Origin of the sequence: Leptospira mayottensis 200901116, from assembly GCF_000306675.2 — a bacterium.
Taxonomy (GTDB): domain Bacteria; phylum Spirochaetota; class Leptospiria; order Leptospirales; family Leptospiraceae; genus Leptospira; species Leptospira mayottensis.
Window position 1 is genome coordinate 1,598,430 of record NZ_CP024871.1, and the last position, 18,144, is coordinate 1,616,573.

Here is an 18,144-nt window from a genome sequence, read left to right on the forward strand (position 1 = left end):
GTATGAAGAAGCTTAAAATTGGTATTGCAGGATATGGGGTCGTAGGAAAACGCAGACACCAATATATCAAACAAAATCCTAATTTAATAGTTACCGCAATTTGTGATAAGAGTTTACTGGACGGAAGAAACACATTTGAGAATTTGAATGTATATCAAAAGTTTCAAAATTTAATTCAAAAAGAAGAGTTGGATATACTGCTTGTTTGTTTGACCAATGATGTGGCTGCCGAGGCTACGATTCTTGGTCTAAAAAATGGACTGCATGTTTTTTGTGAAAAACCACCCGGTAGAAATGTTCAAGAAATAAGCGAAGTTCGTGAAGTTGAAAGGCAGTTTCCGACTCTAAAATTAAAATATGGATTCAATCATAGATATCATGATTCCATTCGAGAGGCCTTAAAAATTGTCTCTTCCGGTAAGATGGGAAAGGTCATCAATATTCGTGGGATCTATGGAAAATCAGCCATTGTAAATGTTGCTGACGGTTGGAGAGCCAATCGAGAAATTGCGGGAGGCGGCATCCTCTTAGATCAAGGGATTCATATGGTGGATTTGATTCGTCTTTTTGCAGGCGAGATGAGCGAAATCAAAAGTTATGTTTCCAATAGCTATTGGAATTTAGACGTAGAAGACAATGCGTTTGCTTTGATGAAGTCTGAATCTGGAGTGATTGTTCAGTTTCAATCTACGGCAACCGAATGGCGACATAGATTTAACTTACAGATTAATATGGGAGAAGGTAGTCTTGTGCTTTCGGGAATTCTTTCAGGTTCGAAATCGTATGGGCAAGAGACGTTAACCATTTATCCTAAGGATTTAGAGTCGGGTGGAAATCCAAGAATGGAAACGATCAATTATTTGGAAGATAACTCTTGGAGAGATGAGATCAACGAATTCACGAATCATATTCTAAAAGATGAACCCATCCGAACTGGTTCCAGTTTGGATGCGTATCAAACTATGAAACTAGTATATCAAATTTATTATGCAGATCCTGTTTGGAGAGAAAGATATCAAATAGAATTTTAATGTCTCTCTTTCATTCATGAATATAAAATCGAAGGTACAGTTTTTACGGTTTGCACAAGAAATTGCTTCCGAAGTTGGGCAAACATTGCAAAAAAGAAATCCTGCTTCGCTGCGTATTCATGCTTCTGAAATTCATGATGTAAAAATTGAAGCAGATTTAAAAGCTGAACGCAAAATCATTCAATATCTTTCTAAAAACTCTCAACTTCCAATTCTAAGTGAAGAGTCAGGAGAAATGAGAAGTGTATCTTACTCTCAAACGGATTCAGAGTTACGCTGGATTGTGGACCCTCTTGATGGAAGTTTGAATTATATAAAAGGAATTCCAATGAGCGGAGTTTCGATTGGGCTTTGGAATGCAGAGGTTCCAATTTTAGGAGTTGTTTATGATATTTTTAGAAACGATTTGTATTCCGGGGTTGTGGGGAACGCTTCTTGGAAGAATCGAAAAAAAATTAGAGTGAGTAATGTTTATTTAAAATCTGATTCAGTTTTGTGTACTGGGATACCGGTGAAAAATGACTTTGCGACAAAAACTCTGCACAATTTTGTTTCAGAGTTTCAAGAATATAAAAAAGTGAGGTTGCTCGGTTCTGCTTCTCTTTCTTTGTGTATGGTAGCGTCCGGGGCCGCAGAGATTTATAAGGAAAATAATATTCAGCTTTGGGATGTAGGTGGTGGGCTTCCGGTTGTTTTAGGAGCCGGGGGAGCAGCCACTTTTCATAAAACTTTGGTTTCACAATATACATATGATGTTCGGGCGACAAATGGAAGTCTATGAGATTTTTTGGGGAGAATGAGTCATTGGCTGTCTATAGAATCTGAAAGCGTAAACGTAAAAGGATTTGTAATGGGATATAAAACAAGGCTAAATAAAGATTTGATCAATAGACTCAAAGAATTTAAAGATTCAAAAATTTATATTACCTGATAGCACCATTTCGAAATTTGATTATTGGCAGGAACAGGCTAAAGAATTGACATCCATTTTAACTGAAGATTCGGGAAGGGTTACGCGGGTTATTATGTGCCTTCATCGAATTCCATTATAATTCGCTTTTTTGGTAAAATTAATAAGGCTTGTCCCAAAACCTATTTCCAGGACATTCTAATTAAAATGATAGCAAATGCGATTTGGAATAATGCCTTATAATTTTCGAATTTGAATTTCCAACAAGTTTTTATGGCTTTAAACGCATTAAACCAAGCAAAAATACGTTCGACTGTCAATGTAAAAGGATTTAGCGGAGCAATTCATTCAGGATTCTCGCATTCTTTTTATTTGGAATTCGATATTAAATATTCTTCTTTTTTAAATTGTTCTTAATCGTTTTGTTAGAGTAAGCCTTATACCTCCGATGTTCGATTCAAAATCAACGTTACATAGAAGATTTCAGGAATGGATAGCCAGTGGAGTTTTTGATAAAATTGAAAAAGAAGCATTAAAATTTTATGAACCCACTGTTAAAATTAGAACTAAAAGAATGGCATCTGATGGTAGCTTCGCAAGAGCTCCCAAAGGGCTTTCACGGGTCCAAACCCGACGGATCGCGGCAAAAGAAGCCTTAAAAGGCATATTCTCGTCGATCGGCGTGGAGCACCTGTAGCTTTTGTAATCGCTTCGGCAGGAACTCACGATTCTAAATTACTTTTTCCTACTTTAGAAAAGTTTAAAGTATTTAGAAACAAAAAATTGCTTAAACCAGAAATCCTTTCTTTAGATAAATTTCCATTGAATTCCTGTTCTTACCCTGTAATATATTGCGGCCATCGCCACTCTATCATCAAACCGAAAACAACTTTCTTTCTTGGAGTTTGTTTTACGCTTTGGTAGCAAGGGATGAAGGCGTTTCCAAATCTCTTCAGGGATATCTAAATGACCTAAATCTGATTTCATATGTCATATCTATTTCCTTAGACTACAAGTACAAGGAGGTTTTGGGACAACCTCTAAATATTTCAATCAGACAAAGTTGCTTCTACAAATCTCCATTTGATGCAGTCATGAGTCTGTTATTTTCCGATCCTGATTTCTCTCCATACCGTATTAATACTTGGAACTTAGAGCGTATCCCAAAACCTCAGAATATAGAAACTTCGACGAGAACTTAACAGTTATAAAATATGCTTGAAAGCTCGTAACTTACCAAAGGGGCGTAATTGATGGCAACTCCTATATTTTATTACGGACTTACTGAATCATTGTAACTAAGGTTTTGGGACAGGCTCTTAAGAAAAATTCGGAAATTTTTCCAGATGCAAAGTCTGTATCCAGACATTATAGTTATTGGTCTGGTCACTTAGTCTCCCTAATATTTATTTCAATTATTATTATCTAAATTTATTAAAAGGTTATACAAAAAAGAGAGATAAGGAGGGTTCTTAAAATCGAAGGTGGAAATGGAAATTTTTCTTTTATTTTATACAATAGTTTATCCCCGGTTCAATGCGTTATCGTCGATTTGCATGAAATGATTCTAATTTGTGCGGCGTATCGTTTTAAAATATGTTCAGAAGCGAAAATCGTATTACCAAATGAAGTTAATAAAATCCTTCCTAGAGATTATGATTTCTTATTTTTGACAACGACAGGCATTGATTTATTACCAAAGAATTATGTAGACCTTTCGATCAATTGCCATTCCTTTCAGGAAATGAAACCAAAACAAATTTCCGTATACTTTGGTTTGGTACAAAATGTAACGAAGAAGAATGGATATTTTTTCATTTCAAGCAGAATTGAGAGAATTCCAATGGGGCGTGATCCATAGATCCATACACAAAAATCCAAAATGAAGTTCCCAATCGTTTTTTCGAATTTCCTTGGAAAAATCGGATCAAATTCTAATCAATGAAATTTTGCGATTCAGTCGTTTAGTTCAGTTAGATGCGATTGGGTTATGCCTGGAAAGGATGCGTAAATAACTCAATCGGATAAAAAATATTCTATTTATATTTTGTGAGAATTCGGAATAAATCAGATTTATAAAAAAGATTGTGATTCACTAAAATCGGCTTTTGAGTGGGCCGAAAGTGAATGTAAAGTTTGTGTTTATTAAAAAACCGTAGGAGTTAAATTTTGAAACAAGAAACGGAAATTACAGTTTTAGATTTTGTTATACTGATAATTCGCAGAAAAACTCTATTCCTATGCGTCTTCGCATTTGTTTTAGCGATAGCGTTTTTTTATGCATTCAGGCAGAAGAGTATCAATTCTACAAAGATTACTTTTGAATTTAAATCCATTTTTAGCTTAGGTGTAATTGGTAAAAATGAATTTGGAATGGTACAATATGTGGAAACTCCGCAAACTGTTTTGGAAAAATTAAATTCAATTTATATTCCCAAAATGTATGAAGCTCGCTCGAAGGCTGGGCAAAAATCAGTTTCAGTGTCGGTTTCTCAACCGAGCAATACTAATTTGATCATTTTGACTAGTAGTGGTGGATCAGAAGATGAGCCTGAAGTTCAAAAGGTTCATAAAGAAATTTTAGAAAATTTATATCAATTGCATCGAGCGCAAGTGAATCATGTCTATCTTCTCAACGGGATTCGATCTTTGGGAAACATTCCTGCTTCTCAAATTGATGCGATAGCAATTAAAAGTCTTCTGCCGGTTCCTGTGGCGAAGAATCCTGTCATAATTGTCGGAGCAGGAATTGTTTTTGGACTGATCGCCGGATGTTTTTTTGTGATCTGTTTCGAGTTTTTCTTGAGTGTTCGAAGAAAACTCAAGGAGCCAAAATGATTCTGACTCAAAGTATGATCGTCCTATCAAAGAAAATACAAAGAAATTTTTAAGAAGGACTCCAAGTTTTAATATGCTTTAAAACTATAACACACTATGAAACTAAGAATGCGTTCGCTTCATCTTACGGTTTCCATCAGTTTGTATTTTATACTTTCCTATCTTTACTTGAATGCATTCGGTCTAGATTGGTTAGAGTGGTATGGTAGATTTCTGCCTGCGAGTCATTTCTTTTATCCTTTAGCTTTGGATCATGCTAAAGCATACTACCCAAACTTGATCGCTATGTTGTTTGGTACAAATTATTCGTTTCGCTGGGGAACCGGTATTAATGATAATGGTTTGCCTTTTGTCTATTTCCTCCTCACAAAAATATTTAGTTTAGAGATTAACGAAGTTTCCATAGTTTATATCAGTTATTTGTTCAATTCATGCGTTTATTTAGGTGCTTTTCGATTCTTAGATAAAATATTCACTGAGATCTTTGGTTTTAAGATCCATCCTGCTTTTTTTTTCCTTAATCCGGCTGTGATTTATTATTCGCAGATGATGAATAAAGAGCCGATCTCTCTATTTCTAGTTTTCGGAAGTTTCTATTATTTTTGTAAGAAAAAGTGGGTTTTGATGGGAATTTGTATTCTCATTCTAAGCGTTGTAAGAGTTCACTATGGTTGTTTATTGATGCTTTGCTTTCTTGGAGGTTTTCATGTCAAGAAAACACAAGCAGTTGCTTTTATTTATGTAATCTTGTTTTTGGTTGTTCAAACCTTCATTTCTCGCGACCAAGATTATCTCTTCGTAGATTCTCAGATAAATTTAGGTTTTACCTCCGTAGTCTATTCTCTCAATAAAGAAGCAGGTATCGGGAACCTTATTTTTGCAATTCCGAAAGTCATTCAGTATTTCTTTGATAATGTGAAAGTAGGTTTTGAATTCTATAATACTGGAAAACTGAATCTATATTATTTGAAAGAACTTCCTTTTGCAATTTTATTTCTTTGGTTCATTCCTGTGATGCTTAAGATTTTATTTAATTATAATGTTTTTTTGAATCGTAAAAATGGGGACACTCTGTTGTTTATTACGACTTTTGTCTTTATCATCGTTCTTTCTCCAATTGTTCATTCTCGCTACCTTTTTCCGATTCACTATATTCTTTTGGGATATTTTTTTAGCTGTAAACGTTCTTGCAAAGTAGATCGTGAAGAAACGTTTTCATAACATAACGTTCCTATAAAAAGTTTATTACTCATTCCTATAAAAATAAGTACCCAAAAGAATATAAAGACTAAAGATATACAAAATGAAGAATTTAGAAAAGACGAGATTAAAGGGATTAGAAAAACGTCGATTGAAAGAGATCCAACTTCTAAAGTAAGGGTATACGTGTTATAGAGTAGTAAAAGAACTTGGAGTAAGTAAACAATCGATAATGCGTTGGCGTGAAAGATACGAAGAGGAAGGAATAGAAGGTGTAAAGTGGAATGGTCAAAGAGGTAGACCGTCAAAATTAACAAACGCGCAAAAGAAGGAATTAAAATGGATCCTCTTGAAAGGAGCGACAAGTTATGAATATCCGAATGAACTATTGGACAAAATTTCGGATAGCGGAGATAATCCGAAAAGAATTCAAAGTGAAGTTTCATCCAGATTACGTAGGGATTGTGTTACACCAATTCGAATTTTCGTATTAAAAACCAAAGAGAATAGCATTGGAAAGAGATGAAAAGGCGATTCAAAGTTGGAAAATGGAAAGGTGGTCGTGGCCGGATATAAAAAAAGCGTAGAAAAACGGGTTTGAGAGAGAGTGTCGGCTTGATTGTGTAAATGACTTGTGAATAACCAAAAAGTAACAAGGATAAACCCAATATGAGCAAACCCAAAAATCGAGCTGAAGAGCTACTCGATGAATTAATCAAAGATAAGAGTCCTGAAGATCTACTGGGAAATGAAGGCCTCTTAAAGCAACTAACGAAATCACTGATAGAGCGAGCGATGCAAGGTGAGATGACGCATCACCTTGGATATGAGAAGAATTCCTCGTTGGGCAATAACACAGGAAATTCTCGGAATGGAAAAAGTAACAAAAAGCTCAAAGGAGATTTTGGAACAATCGATTTGGAAATACCTCGAGACAGAAACGGCAGTTTCGAACCTCAGATCATACAAAAAGGTCAGACACGTTTTACCGGCTTCGATGACAAAATCATTTCGATGTATTCACGCGGAATGACCACACGAGAAATTACCCAACATCTCCAAGAAATCTATCAAGTGGAAGTCTCAGCGGATCTGATCTCAGAAGTCACCGATTCGGTACTGGAAACGGTGATCGAGTGGCAGAATCGTTCTTTGGATAAAGTATATCCAATTCTCATCATGGACGCGTTAGTCGTAAAGGTGAGAGACGGCCACCACGTTCAAAACAAATCCTTCTATTTGGCTTTAGGAATCAATCTACAGGGCACAAAAGAGATACTTGGGATTTGGGTGGAGCGCACCGAAGGAGCGAAGTTCTGGCTTCAGATCTTAACCGATTTAAAGAATCGCGGAGTTGAAGATATCTTAATTGCTTGTGTCGACGGGTTAAAGGGATTTCCGGATACGATCATATCAGTTTTTCCTAATGCACAAGTTCAACTTTGTATCGTTCATATGGTAAGGAATTCTTTGAAATGGGTTTCTTACAAACAGAAGAAAGAGTTGATGATTGATTTAAAGGCTATCTACAAATCTCCGTCGGCAGAGATTGCTAAGAAAAGCCTTGATGATTTTTCAACCAAATGGGACAGTCAATATCCGATGATCAGCAAGTCCTGGAGAAACAATTGGGAATCGGTGATTCCTTTTTTGGCCTATCCACCTAATATTCGTAAGGCGATTTACACCACAAACGCCATCGAATCTATGAATATGGGTTTAAGAAAAATTATCAAGAATCGGGGTTCGTTTCCTACCGATGAAGCGGCTATCAAGCTTCTTTATTTAGCTTTGAATAATATGTCTAAAAAATGGACCATGCCTATTCAAGATTGGGGAAAAGCAATGAATCAATTTTCGATTATTTTCGGCGATCGGTTGAAGTTCGATTCGTTTTAAGATATGTCATTTACACAGGAACGCTGACACCCTCGTTTGAGATCATATTTTTGGATGAAAGTGGAATCAGTCAAAATCCGTATCCTGCAAAAACATGGGGATTGATAGGTAAGACACCGATCATTCGTTACAAGATGTCTTGGAAAAAATTATCAGTGATAGGAGCTATATCCCAAAAGGATTTTTACTTTCAGGTTATAGAAGGCTCCGTTAAAAGTCAGAATCTCATTCATTTTTTAAAGATGCTTTTAAAGGAAAATCGTAAAAAGATTTTATTAGTTTGTGATAATCTATCCGCCTATAAAAGTAAAGCCGTAAATGTATTTTTACAAGAACATACAAAGCGGCTTCAAGTTGAATTTTTACCTCCTTATGCGCCTGAGTTAAATCCCCCAGAATATATCTGGCGTCGTTGGAAAAGAAACGACATGGCGAATTTTTGTCCGGTCAATTTGAGTTCCTTGTTTAATAGAACCAAATATACTTTAAGAAAATTGAAATATAGTACGGTTTATTTTGAAAACTGTTGGAGACAAGCGGGAACTTAGAATACTTATTTCTATAGAATGAGCAGTAAGTGTCTATATAAACTTCTAAATGTGGAAAGAAAGGTTTAGATGTAAGATGTTTTATTATAAGATGTTAAAAATTTATAAAATTTAGGAAAAGTTTGATGATAACTAATAAATTATTAAAAACCAACCCTCTAATAATAGCGGATGTCGGAGCAAGTGGAGGTATACATCCCAGATGGGAGAAGTTTACTTCTTTTTACAAAGGGATACTTTTTGAACCAGATCCTAGAGAATATGAGCAATTAATAAAGCAAAAAGATACTAGGATATTAGTAATTGGTACTGCTCTGTCAGATTCAAAACAGGAAATTTCATTTAATTTATGTAAAAGACAACAAGTTTCTTCTGCTTACTTGCCAAATCTAAAATTTTTAAAAGCATTTCCTGATGCAGAAAGATACGATGTAGAAAGGGCGATTAAGATTAAAACAGATAGTATTGATTCTCTTTTAAAGGATAAAGAAGTTAGGTATATAGATTTTTTAAAAGTTGATACTCAAGGATTGGAACTATCTATTTTGAAGGGCGCTTCTCATTATTTAAATGATACAATTGGTTTACAAATTGAAATAGAATTTGTTCCAATGTATTTGAATCAACCATTGTTTCCTGAAGTTGATGAGTATATTCGAAAACAAGGATTTACGCTTTTCGATTTGCAGCGTTATTATTGGAAACGTAAGGATAGCTTTGCCACAGGAATTGACAAAGGGCAATTAATTTTTTGCGACACCCTTTATTTTAAAACTCCTGAATCTATTTTATCAGCTGCAAATCTAAGTAATGAGAAATTGGTTCGGACAATTTGTATTTATCTTGTTTATGGTTATACTGATTTAGCCCAGGTTTTATTCAATGAAGGTGACTTTAAGAAGCGATTTGATAACGCTACTTATAATTTGATTAATAAATTAATTGCAAAGCAGAAAAAGTGGCAAATTATTCCTAAGTTTCGTGGAAAAGGGCATTTACGTAATATTTTACAAAAAATTACAAATATTTTTGAAGAACATGAATGGTATTCAGGTTCAGATAAAAATTTAGGAAATCTATAAATATAAAAGTTAATTTTCAATTAATCGTAAGAACTATCTATTTTGTTTTTGTGCGAAAATATTTAAATTGAAAACTATATTCTAAAATGAAAGAAAATGAAATCCGTCCCAAAGATTTACTGCTCAAGTATTTGAATTTAGTGGAGTCAGACTCCAAGAAATTAGATAAAGCTAAATTCTTGGAAATTCCCTGTCCTGCATGCAAATCAGAAAGTTATACAAAGCATATCTATAAAAATGAATATAACTATGTTTTGTGCAATGAGTGCGGGAGCCTATTTTGTAATCCAAGGCCGTCTGAGGAAATTTTAGAAGAATTTTATAGAGCAGCGGAATCGTCTCAGTTTTGGTCGGACGTATTTTTTCCTACCGTGGCCGAGTCTAGACGAGAAAAATTATTCCGACCAAAAGCCGAACGAATATTCAAATACTTTAAAGAAAAGAAATTTTATCCCGCAAAGATCTGCGATGTTGGTTCTGGATATGGCATATTTTTAGAAGAGATGCTTCATTTTTTTACCGGTTCCGAAGTTTTCGGTATTGAACCATCTTTAGAGATGGTGGAAATTTCTCAGAATAAAGGGATCAATACTTTAAATACTACTGCAGAAAACTCTGCAGAGTGGTCTAATCAGTTTGATTTAGTTATCTCTTCTGAAGTGATCGAACACGTTTTTTCTGTTTCGAAATTTATAAATTCAATTTTTAATTTAGTCAAACCGGGTGGATATTGTCTGCTAACGGGGTTAGGGTATGAAGGTTTTGATATTTTGACTCTTCAAGAAAAATCGAATAGTGTTTTTCCTCCCCATCATCTTAATTTTATGAGTGTTTACGGATTTGAAATTGCTTTTAAGGATGTAGGATTTTCTGAAGTAGAAATTCTTACTCCTGGTGAGTTGGACGTGGACATCGTATTGAATAGTGGTTATGAAACTGAGTTTATCCGAGTATTGAGGAATCGAGGAGCCGATGCGATTTCTGAATTTCAATCTTTTCTAAAAAAATACCAATTAAGTTCGCACATATGGGTTTTTGCTAAAAAATAATTTATTCTAAAGCATTATTAAGTTTTAATTTTATTAGATCGTTTATGAAATCAAAAAAAATATTTATTTCCACATACCCATTCGGTTTTTATAATTCTGAACCTTTGAAAATTCTCCATGAAACTGGTTGGGAAATTTTTACCAATCCTTTAAAACGAAAGTTGACTCCTATTGAAGTCTCTGAGTTTGCAAAAGACGTGGACGGTATTATTGCAGGGACAGAAGATTTGACTCCTCTGATTTATAAGAACGAAAATTTAAAGATTATTTCTCGAGTTGGGATTGGTTTGGATTCTGTTCCATTAAAGCTATGTAAGGAGCGAGGAATTGCAGTCGCTTACACTCCAGATGCGGTTACTATGGCAGTAGTGGAATTGACGATTGGCTTAATGGTTTCCCTCACAAGAAAAGTCCTTTCAGCACATCAGGAATTGAAAGTTGGAGGTTGGTCTAGATTTACTGGAAAACGATTGGGCGAGTCTAGGATTGGAATTATTGGCGCTGGCAGAGTCGGACTGAACGTAATTCGTATTTTATCCGAATTTAAACCTAAAATGATTTTGATCAATGATCTCAAAGAGAAAGAAAAAGAAATCTTAGAAGTTTTGAAAGGTAAAAACGTTAATTTTAAACTTGTCAGTAAAGAAGAGATCTACGCGACTTCTGATATTGTTTCTTTGCATGTTCCTTTGACGAATAAAACTAGAAATTTAATCAGAGAAAAAGAATTCAGCATTTTTTCTAAAGATACTTTTTTGATCAACACTGCTAGAGGGGGGATTGTCAACGAAAGTGATCTATACAACGCATTAAAGTTTAATCGGATTGCAGGGGCTGCAATTGACGTTTTTGAACAAGAACCATATAAAGGAAATCTAATTGAATTGGATAATATTATACTTACGGAACATATGGGATCTTGTTCCTATGACTGTAGGCTTTTAATGGAAAAAGGTTCAGCACAAGAGGTAGTTCGTTTTTTTCAAGGTCAGAGTTTACTCAATCCGGTGCCCGAAGAAGAATATCAAAATCAGATTGTTTAACCAGAGTTCTCATCAAAATTCTATCTTAATTTGGGATCATTCAGTTGATCGAAATCTGCCAGATTTTTCTGGTAGAATCTATCTTTGGAACGATTATTCAGAAGATCCTTCTAAAGCTCGATTTTCGATTCCAAAATATATTGATCAAAATCGAATTCGCTTGAGAGAACAATACAACTCTATCCTTTATCAATTAGGAGAAATACGCTTTAGAAATAAAAGAGTTGTTGATTGGTTACAAATTCGTCCTGGTCTTAGTTACTGGTGGATGACGTTGATTGTGGAAAGCAATTATGGAAAATCTTCCTTTATGACTCCTTTTATAAAGCTTCTTGCTTTAGAGGAGATTCTATCAAACCAGAATGCTTTAGAAATCATTTTTAGCTCTTCTAATTCGGACTTAAAGAAGATAATTCGTAAGTTCTGTAAAGAAAACAAGATTCGTTTTTCCCAACAAAATGGAATCAAAGATTACAATAATCGTATTAATCCATTTTGGGTTTTTTATAAACGATCGCCTTATATTTTCAGAGCTAGTATTGCATTCTTTCGTTATTTACGATTGGTTTGGGGACTGCGAAAGCAAAGTACCTTCGGAAAAAGAGTAAAAAATTTTCAAACCTCTGTTTTTGATTATTTTTTCCATTTGAGATTTGGTTCTAAAGATAATGTTTCTTTTGAATCAAATTATTGGACGGACCTTGTTGATGTCTTGAGAAATTTGAAACTAAAAACGCTTTGGTTTCATATATTCATTCCATACAGTCAAGTTCCAAGTTCAAAAAAAGCAATTTCTTTGGCGCAAACTTTCAATCAAAATGAAAATGAAGTTCATCATTTTTTAGAAGGACAAATTAGTTTTCTTACAATTTTAAAAACGATTTTAGATTATATTCGAGTTTACTGGATTCATTTTGTCATCCGACGTTTAAAGTCATTTTGTAAAACAAATATTTTGGCTTTCGATTTTTGGCCTCTGATTCGAAATGATTTTTTAGATTCGTTGATCGGGCCTAGTTCGGTTCAAAATCTTTTTTTTCTCAATTTAATCGAAGCAAACTTACAAGATTTACCTTCACAAAAGTTCGGGATTTACCTTCAGGAAAATCAAGCCTGGGAGATGGCTTTAATTTATGCATGGAAATCCAGAGTGAACGGACCTTTGATCGGAGTATCTCATGCAACGGTACGATTTTGGGATCTTCGATATTTTCGTGATCCAAGAAGTTATATTCGAAAAAATGAAAATTCTTGGCCGATGCCAGATGTGGTTGCGATCAACGGAAGTGCGTCTTGGAGCGCCTATTGTGAAGGGAAATATCCGGAAGGTCGAATGGTTAAAGTAGAAGCGTTGCGTTATTTAAAAATCAATTCCGAAATAATTACAAGAAAAAAATTACTCAGAATTCATTCTTCGAAAGTAAAAGTTCTCATTTTAACGGATTATGTAGAGTCAGTCACAAAATTACAAATGCAAATGTTGGTCAATGCGATTCCATTTTTGAATCGGGACTATATATTTATTCTAAAATCTCATCCTGCTTGCCCGGTTCAAGAAGACGAATTTCCTTCTTTGCAGCTAATAGTTCGTCATGAACCAATTACGGATTTATTAGAGGAAGTGGATATTGCTTATACAAGCAATATCACTTCTGCAGCGATTGACGTTTATTGTTCTGGAGTTCCCGTGGTTTCCGTGTTAGACGGGACTTCTTTGAATATGAGTCCTCTTTTGGGTATGAATGACGTTGTTTTTGTCTCTACCGCAAATGAATTATCGAACGCGCTAGAGAGTGACTTCGACGTATTAGTAGGAAAAGAAAACTCTCTATTTTATATAGATCCGAATTTGCCTAAATGGAAAAAACTTTTGGCAATTGATTGAGGTTGGAAAAATTTTAATTATATGACTAAAATCAGATTATGAAAGATATCATAGTAAGCATTGTGATTCCAACTTACAATAGGGCAAATGATTTAAGGCGATGTCTTTTTAGCTTGGTTTCTCAAACATACCGGAATTTTGAAGTGATCGTTTGCGATGATGGATCGACGGATGATTCCGAGGCCGTTATAAAGGAATTTCAATTTTCTCTTAAAATCAATTATTATCATTTGGAGAATTTTGGGGGACCGTCCAGACCAAGAAATTTTGGAATCCAGAAGGCAAAAGGCAAATACATTGCCTTACTAGACTCAGATGACTGGTGGGCTCCGAAAAAGTTGGAAATGTCCGTTTCCATTTTGGAATCTAAAAATATCGATTTAGTCTATCACGATTTATATAAAATAAGTTCAACTTCACAATTTTTCTTTTGGAAAAAAGAAAAGACGAGAATCTTAAAGTCACCGGTTTTGCGGGATCTAATTGTAAACGGAAACGCGATTAATAATTCGAGTGTGGTCGTACGTAAATCCGTTTTAGATGTGGTGGGAAGTTTGGATGAAACACCGGGTTTGGTTGCAGGTGAGGATTATGATTATTGGTTGAGGATCGCAAAAATTACTGATCGCTTTTATAGAATTCCGCGAACCCTCGGTTATTACTGGACTGGAGGCGGTAATTTGACAAATCCAATACGGTCTTTGAATATACTTCGCACTTTGCAGAAAAAATATCAATCGGATTTTGATAGATACATCTCAAATCGTGGTAAAACCCCGTGGTGGTTTTATAAAACTAGATTCTTAGTCCATCTATCTTTAGGCAATTTGCAGGATGCAAAGAATGAAATTGCGTTTCTGCAAGAGGCACCACTTCGAATCAAATGGAAATACGTAACCCTATTTCGACTCAAGAATTTATTGAATTTTTTTCGATTTTAATAGGCGTTTTTGTTTGAATTTTAAATCATCATCATTAAGAGGCAAAATGCAAAATTCAAAAGAGATTATAGTGTGTAAGAGTTGTGTAATGGACACTACCGATCCAAATATAACATTCAACGAAAAGGGTATTTGTAATCATTGTTTGAACTTTTTTCAAAATATCAAACCCGAATGGGATAAAAAACTAAGTAACCCCTCTTTACTTCAGGAGATGATAGACAAGGTCAAGTTGGCCGGTAAGGGCAAGGAATATGATTGTATCCTTGGTATAAGTGGAGGTGTGGATAGTTCTTACTTAGCCTACTTAGCAAAGAAAAAATTCGGTCTAAGACCTCTTTTGTTTCATGTGGACGCGGGTTGGAATTCTCAAGAAGCGGTTAATAATATCGAAAAGATAGTCGATGGATTGAAATTGGACCTAATCACTGAAGTGGTAAATTGGGAAGAGATGAAAGACTTACAGTTGTCTTTTTTTAAGGCAGGCGTTCCTCACTTAGATACTCCGCAAGATCATGTCTTTTTTGCCTCACTCTACAATTATTGCGCAAAGCACGGGTTTCATTATATTTTAAACGGCGGAAACTATTCCACCGAATGTATACGGGAACCTTTGGAATGGCACTATCACGCTTCGGATTTAAGACAGTTGAAGGATATTCATAAAAAATTTGGAAAAAGAAAGCTAAAGACCTTTCCTTTGGCGGGGATATTCAAATATAAAATATACTATAGAATATTCAAAAGATTGAAAGTTGTTCAGCCATTGAATTACGTTCCCTATACCAAAGAAGAAGCCATTCGAGAACTTGAAACCAAATTCGGTTGGCAGAGATACAGTCATAAACACTACGAATCCAGATTCACAAAATTTTATGAAGGATATTGGCTGCCGAATAAGTTCGGGTACGATAAAAGAAAAGCCCATTATTCAAGTCTGATTTTGACCAATCAAAAAATGCGGGAAGATGCTTTGAAAGAAATCGGTCAAACGCCGTATGATCAACTTTCCATTTCTAAGGATTTCGACTATATCGCTTCCAAATTGGATATCACAAGAGAGGAACTAGAGAGATTGGAAAAGTTGGAAAATAAATCCTATAGAGACTATAAATCCACAAGCGGTTTGATCAGTCTTGGAACTAAAATTTTTAGAATGCTTGGGATCGAAAAAAGGATCATCCAGTGATTGGAATTTTAGACTACGGAGTCGGGAACTTAAAGGCTTTTGCGAACGTTCTCAAAGGTTTGAATTTTCATCATCAGATCGTTAAAACCGAACAGGAACTAAAAGGTTGTGCAAAAATCATTATGCCGGGTGTGGGTTCGTTCGATAGCGTGATGGATAAGTTGATCGAATCGGGCATTCGGGACGTGCTTTCCGATTTAATAATCAACAAAAAAATTCCTATACTAGGCGTTTGTGTGGGAATGCAAATTTTAGCTTCCTCCAGCGAAGAGGGTAGTAAATCGGGTCTAGGTTGGATTGGGGGAAGAGTGAAAAAGTTCAACTTTGATCGATCCGATTCCTCTCTTGCCATTCCTCAAATAGGTTGGAACGAAGTTAACTCTACGAGAGAAAATACGTTACTGAAAAATTTGGAGAAGAATCCTCGTTTCTATTTCTTACATTCATATTATATAGAATGCGAGGACAAGAAAGATGTGATTGCGATGGCGAACTATGGAGGGGATTTTGCATGTGCGGTGAATCGCGAAAATATCTACGGAACTCAGTTTCATCCCGAAAAAAGTCACCACAATGGAGTCGCCTTGATTCGTAATTTTGCAAGTTTATAATTTATGTTAAGACCCAGAATCATACCCGTATTGTTGTTACAAGAGAATGGATTGGTCAAAACGATCCAATTCGGCGACGAAAGATATATCGGTGACCCATTGAATGCCGTAAGGATTTTTAATGAAAAAGAAGCCGATGAACTTGCGGTTTTAGATATCTCCGCCAGCAAAGAAGGAAAGGAACCTAATTATCGTCTAATCGAACGTTTGGCGAATGAATGCAGAATGCCTTTGTGTTACGGTGGTGGAATTAAGGATTTGGACCAGGCGAATCGAATTTTGAGTTTTGGTGTGGAAAAAATAATTGTAAGTTCACTCGCAATCGAAAATCCGGAAATGATCTCCACTATGGCCACCTACTTGGGAAGTCAGAGTGTGGTCGTAGCAATCGACTTTAAAAAAGCGATGTTATCGAGAAGATACGAAGTGATGATTCATAACGGAACTAAAAAAACTGGAAAACATCTTGAGGATTTGGTGAAAGAAGTTATCGAATTGGGCGCAGGTGAAATCATACTCAATTCCATTGATCGCGACGGAACTATGGCCGGTTATGAGATCGAGATCATCAAAAAGATTCAAAGTATCTGTAAGATTCCGATTACGGTTTTAGGCGGAGCGGGTTCGCTGGATCACATCAAAAATCTAATTCAGGAACTTGGAATTATCGGCGTAGCTGCGGGAAGTCTTTTTGTTTATAAAGGAGTACATAAGGCGGTTTTAATCAACTATCCAAATGGAACGGATAAAGAAGCGTTATTTCCCTGAATAGGAAGCCAAATTTATTATGAAAGTTTTATATATTGCTCCTTTGCCGCCTCCGATCAACGGTCATTCCCTGGTCAGTAAGGAATTTTATGACAGTATTGTTTCCGAACATAACGTCGAAGTGATTAATCTTAGGAAACAAAGTCTGAAGGAAGGAATGGATTCCATACAAAGGGTTGTTGAAATTTTAAAGGTTTTAGTTCGAACTTTTTTTAAAAAGTCGAAAACGGACGCCATATACTTTACAATTTCTGAATCTCTTGCGGGAAACTTAAAGGATGTTTTGATTTATATGATCTGTTTTAATCTGCTTCCGAAGATGTACATTCATCTTCACGGTGGGAGTTTAAAAAGGCTTTTGTTTGATAAATATCCTTGGGTATTTAGATTCAATCGATTTTTTATCAAAAGAGTGGGTGGAGTGATTCTTTCCGGGGATTCCCATTTGGAAATTTTCCGAGATTATGTGGATCGGAAAAAAATTTCAATCATCCCCAATTTTGCTCAAGACTATTTATTTCTTCCAGAAAAAGCAATTCGACGAAAGTTTGAACAGCCAAATCCAATTCGATTATTATTTATCAGTAATATGATTCCTTTGAAGGGATATTTGATATTACTTGAAGGTTTTCTATCATTGAAATCTGATCTTCAAAAAAAATACGTGCTTGAATTTGCTGGAAGATTTGACACAGAAGAGGAAAAGTCGATTTTCGAGGAAAGAATTGAAGGCAAAAAGAACATTCGATATTACGGTTTGATTGATGATGAGAAGAAGAAGGAATTATTCGAAAAAACGCATATTTTTTGTCTACCAACAATGTTTTTTGAAGGCCAGCCGATTTCCATTTTAGAAGCGTATGCCGCAGGTTGCGCGGTGATTACAACCGGTCAGAGTGGAATTTTAGATATTTTTACAGATCAAATAAACGGATTTCAAATTCAGGAAAATTCACCCGAGTCAATTACGAAGATTCTTTCGGATTTACTCGTAAAGCAAAAGAATCTTTTAAAAATTGCTTTGTATAATAATCAATCGGCTGTTGAAAAATATAGAGTCGGTATTTATACTTCCAATCTTAAGAATGTGATCGGTTTGTGATCCGTTTTTTGAATCCAAACTTATATTCATTCATAAATAAAACGAAGA

Annotated in this window: 15 protein-coding genes and 5 pseudogenes; 18 read left to right on the forward strand and 2 right to left on the reverse strand. The window is 35.2% G+C overall.

Going from position 1 to position 18,144, the window contains the following annotated elements; all coding sequences use genetic code 11:
* The first annotated feature begins 2 nt into the window (after nucleotides 1-2).
* Together LEP1GSC190_RS07115 and LEP1GSC190_RS07120 are read left to right on the forward strand one after the other, a co-directional pair.
* Complete coding sequence (locus tag LEP1GSC190_RS07115) at nucleotides 3-1,031, forward strand: Gfo/Idh/MocA family protein (protein WP_086005246.1); 1,029 nt, start codon at nucleotides 3-5, stop codon at nucleotides 1,029-1,031.
* 16 nt (nucleotides 1,032-1,047) lie between these two features.
* Nucleotides 1,048-1,812 carry an inositol monophosphatase family protein gene (locus LEP1GSC190_RS07120; protein ID WP_004280361.1) on the forward strand — a complete coding sequence of 255 codons (765 nt, stop codon included), beginning with the start codon at nucleotides 1,048-1,050 and terminating at the stop codon, nucleotides 1,810-1,812.
* A 311-nt stretch (nucleotides 1,813-2,123) separates the two neighbouring features.
* On the opposite strand, the pseudogene LEP1GSC190_RS20180 reads toward LEP1GSC190_RS07120, so the two are convergent.
* Nucleotides 2,124-2,380 (reverse strand): annotated as a pseudogene (locus LEP1GSC190_RS20180) (IS5/IS1182 family transposase); the annotation flags it as partial.
* On the opposite strand from LEP1GSC190_RS20180, the pseudogene LEP1GSC190_RS07130 reads away from it, so the two are divergent.
* Nucleotides 2,381-2,772, forward strand: a pseudogene (locus LEP1GSC190_RS07130) (transposase); the annotation flags it as partial.
* Here the strand turns inward: LEP1GSC190_RS07130 and LEP1GSC190_RS07135 are convergent.
* Nucleotides 2,749-2,928, reverse strand: coding sequence for an IS5 family transposase (locus LEP1GSC190_RS07135; RefSeq protein ID WP_002747124.1), 180 nt, complete (start codon nucleotides 2,926-2,928; stop codon nucleotides 2,749-2,751). The pseudogene LEP1GSC190_RS07130 and the gene LEP1GSC190_RS07135 sit on opposite strands and share 24 nt — an antisense overlap.
* A gap of 331 nt (nucleotides 2,929-3,259) precedes the next feature.
* On the opposite strand from LEP1GSC190_RS07135, the pseudogene LEP1GSC190_RS20735 reads away from it, so the two are divergent.
* The 15 genes and pseudogenes from LEP1GSC190_RS20735 to LEP1GSC190_RS07215 all read left to right on the forward strand — a co-directional run.
* Nucleotides 3,260-3,956: pseudogene (locus LEP1GSC190_RS20735) on the forward strand (putative sugar O-methyltransferase); the annotation flags it as partial.
* A 154-nt stretch (nucleotides 3,957-4,110) separates the two neighbouring features.
* Nucleotides 4,111-4,779 carry a hypothetical protein gene (locus LEP1GSC190_RS07150; RefSeq protein ID WP_004280208.1) on the forward strand — a complete coding sequence of 223 codons (669 nt, stop codon included), beginning with the start codon at nucleotides 4,111-4,113 and terminating at the stop codon, nucleotides 4,777-4,779.
* A 108-nt stretch (nucleotides 4,780-4,887) separates the two neighbouring features.
* On the forward strand, nucleotides 4,888-6,000 hold the full coding sequence (locus LEP1GSC190_RS07155; protein WP_004280054.1) for a hypothetical protein: 1,113 nt from the start codon (nucleotides 4,888-4,890) through the stop codon (nucleotides 5,998-6,000).
* An 82-nt stretch (nucleotides 6,001-6,082) separates the two neighbouring features.
* Nucleotides 6,083-6,563, forward strand: a pseudogene (locus tag LEP1GSC190_RS07160) (winged helix-turn-helix domain-containing protein); the annotation flags it as partial.
* Between the two features lie 85 nt (nucleotides 6,564-6,648).
* Complete coding sequence (locus tag LEP1GSC190_RS07165; protein ID WP_002749093.1) at nucleotides 6,649-7,878, forward strand: IS256 family transposase; 1,230 nt, start codon at nucleotides 6,649-6,651, stop codon at nucleotides 7,876-7,878.
* Between the two features lie 35 nt (nucleotides 7,879-7,913).
* Nucleotides 7,914-8,426 (forward strand): annotated as a pseudogene (locus LEP1GSC190_RS07170) (IS630 family transposase); the annotation flags it as partial.
* 125 nt (nucleotides 8,427-8,551) lie between these two features.
* Nucleotides 8,552-9,508 carry an FkbM family methyltransferase gene (locus LEP1GSC190_RS07175; RefSeq protein WP_004280817.1) on the forward strand — a complete coding sequence of 319 codons (957 nt, stop codon included), beginning with the start codon at nucleotides 8,552-8,554 and terminating at the stop codon, nucleotides 9,506-9,508.
* An 86-nt stretch (nucleotides 9,509-9,594) separates the two neighbouring features.
* Nucleotides 9,595-10,557 carry a methyltransferase domain-containing protein gene (locus tag LEP1GSC190_RS07180; RefSeq protein ID WP_004280032.1) on the forward strand — a complete coding sequence of 321 codons (963 nt, stop codon included), beginning with the start codon at nucleotides 9,595-9,597 and terminating at the stop codon, nucleotides 10,555-10,557.
* Between the two features lie 44 nt (nucleotides 10,558-10,601).
* Nucleotides 10,602-11,600 (forward strand): phosphoglycerate dehydrogenase, encoded by a 999-nt coding sequence (locus LEP1GSC190_RS07185; protein ID WP_004280071.1) that lies wholly within the window; start codon nucleotides 10,602-10,604, stop codon nucleotides 11,598-11,600.
* Complete coding sequence (locus LEP1GSC190_RS07190; RefSeq protein ID WP_004280058.1) at nucleotides 11,593-13,485, forward strand: TIGR04326 family surface carbohydrate biosynthesis protein; 1,893 nt, start codon at nucleotides 11,593-11,595, stop codon at nucleotides 13,483-13,485. Before LEP1GSC190_RS07185 ends, LEP1GSC190_RS07190 begins: the two co-directional genes overlap by 8 nt.
* Before the next feature lie 38 nt (nucleotides 13,486-13,523).
* Entirely contained in the window at nucleotides 13,524-14,426 is a 903-nt protein-coding gene (locus LEP1GSC190_RS07195; protein ID WP_036047968.1) for a glycosyltransferase family 2 protein, read from the forward strand.
* 46 nt (nucleotides 14,427-14,472) lie between these two features.
* On the forward strand, nucleotides 14,473-15,615 hold the full coding sequence (locus LEP1GSC190_RS07200; protein WP_004280272.1) for an N-acetyl sugar amidotransferase: 1,143 nt from the start codon (nucleotides 14,473-14,475) through the stop codon (nucleotides 15,613-15,615).
* The gene (gene hisH / locus LEP1GSC190_RS07205; RefSeq protein ID WP_004280357.1) at nucleotides 15,612-16,226 is read left to right on the forward strand and encodes an imidazole glycerol phosphate synthase subunit HisH; all 615 of its coding nucleotides are present in this window, start codon (nucleotides 15,612-15,614) and stop codon (nucleotides 16,224-16,226) included. Before LEP1GSC190_RS07200 ends, hisH begins: the two co-directional genes overlap by 4 nt.
* A gap of 3 nt (nucleotides 16,227-16,229) precedes the next feature.
* Complete coding sequence (locus tag LEP1GSC190_RS07210; RefSeq protein WP_004280036.1) at nucleotides 16,230-16,994, forward strand: AglZ/HisF2 family acetamidino modification protein; 765 nt, start codon at nucleotides 16,230-16,232, stop codon at nucleotides 16,992-16,994.
* 19 nt (nucleotides 16,995-17,013) lie between these two features.
* Nucleotides 17,014-18,096, forward strand: a complete 1,083-nt coding sequence (locus tag LEP1GSC190_RS07215; RefSeq protein WP_004279917.1) for a glycosyltransferase family 4 protein — start codon at nucleotides 17,014-17,016, stop codon at nucleotides 18,094-18,096.
* Nucleotides 18,097-18,144 lie beyond the last annotated feature (48 nt).

Coding starts and splice junctions, on each gene's coding strand:
- LEP1GSC190_RS07115 (WP_086005246.1), top strand. CDS start 3: ATGAAGAAGCTTAAAATTGGTATTGCAGGATATGGGGTCGTAGGAAAA.
- LEP1GSC190_RS07120 (WP_004280361.1), top strand. CDS start 1,048: ATGAATATAAAATCGAAGGTACAGTTTTTACGGTTTGCACAAGAAATT.
- LEP1GSC190_RS07135 (WP_002747124.1), bottom strand. CDS start 2,928: ATGAAATCAGATTTAGGTCATTTAGATATCCCTGAAGAGATTTGGAAA.
- LEP1GSC190_RS07155 (WP_004280054.1), top strand. CDS start 4,888: ATGCGTTCGCTTCATCTTACGGTTTCCATCAGTTTGTATTTTATACTT.
- LEP1GSC190_RS07165 (WP_002749093.1), top strand. CDS start 6,649: ATGAGCAAACCCAAAAATCGAGCTGAAGAGCTACTCGATGAATTAATC.
- LEP1GSC190_RS07175 (WP_004280817.1), top strand. CDS start 8,552: ATGATAACTAATAAATTATTAAAAACCAACCCTCTAATAATAGCGGAT.
- LEP1GSC190_RS07180 (WP_004280032.1), top strand. CDS start 9,595: ATGAAAGAAAATGAAATCCGTCCCAAAGATTTACTGCTCAAGTATTTG.
- LEP1GSC190_RS07185 (WP_004280071.1), top strand. CDS start 10,602: ATGAAATCAAAAAAAATATTTATTTCCACATACCCATTCGGTTTTTAT.
- LEP1GSC190_RS07195 (WP_036047968.1), top strand. CDS start 13,524: ATGAAAGATATCATAGTAAGCATTGTGATTCCAACTTACAATAGGGCA.
- LEP1GSC190_RS07200 (WP_004280272.1), top strand. CDS start 14,473: ATGCAAAATTCAAAAGAGATTATAGTGTGTAAGAGTTGTGTAATGGAC.
- LEP1GSC190_RS07210 (WP_004280036.1), top strand. CDS start 16,230: ATGTTAAGACCCAGAATCATACCCGTATTGTTGTTACAAGAGAATGGA.
- LEP1GSC190_RS07215 (WP_004279917.1), top strand. CDS start 17,014: ATGAAAGTTTTATATATTGCTCCTTTGCCGCCTCCGATCAACGGTCAT.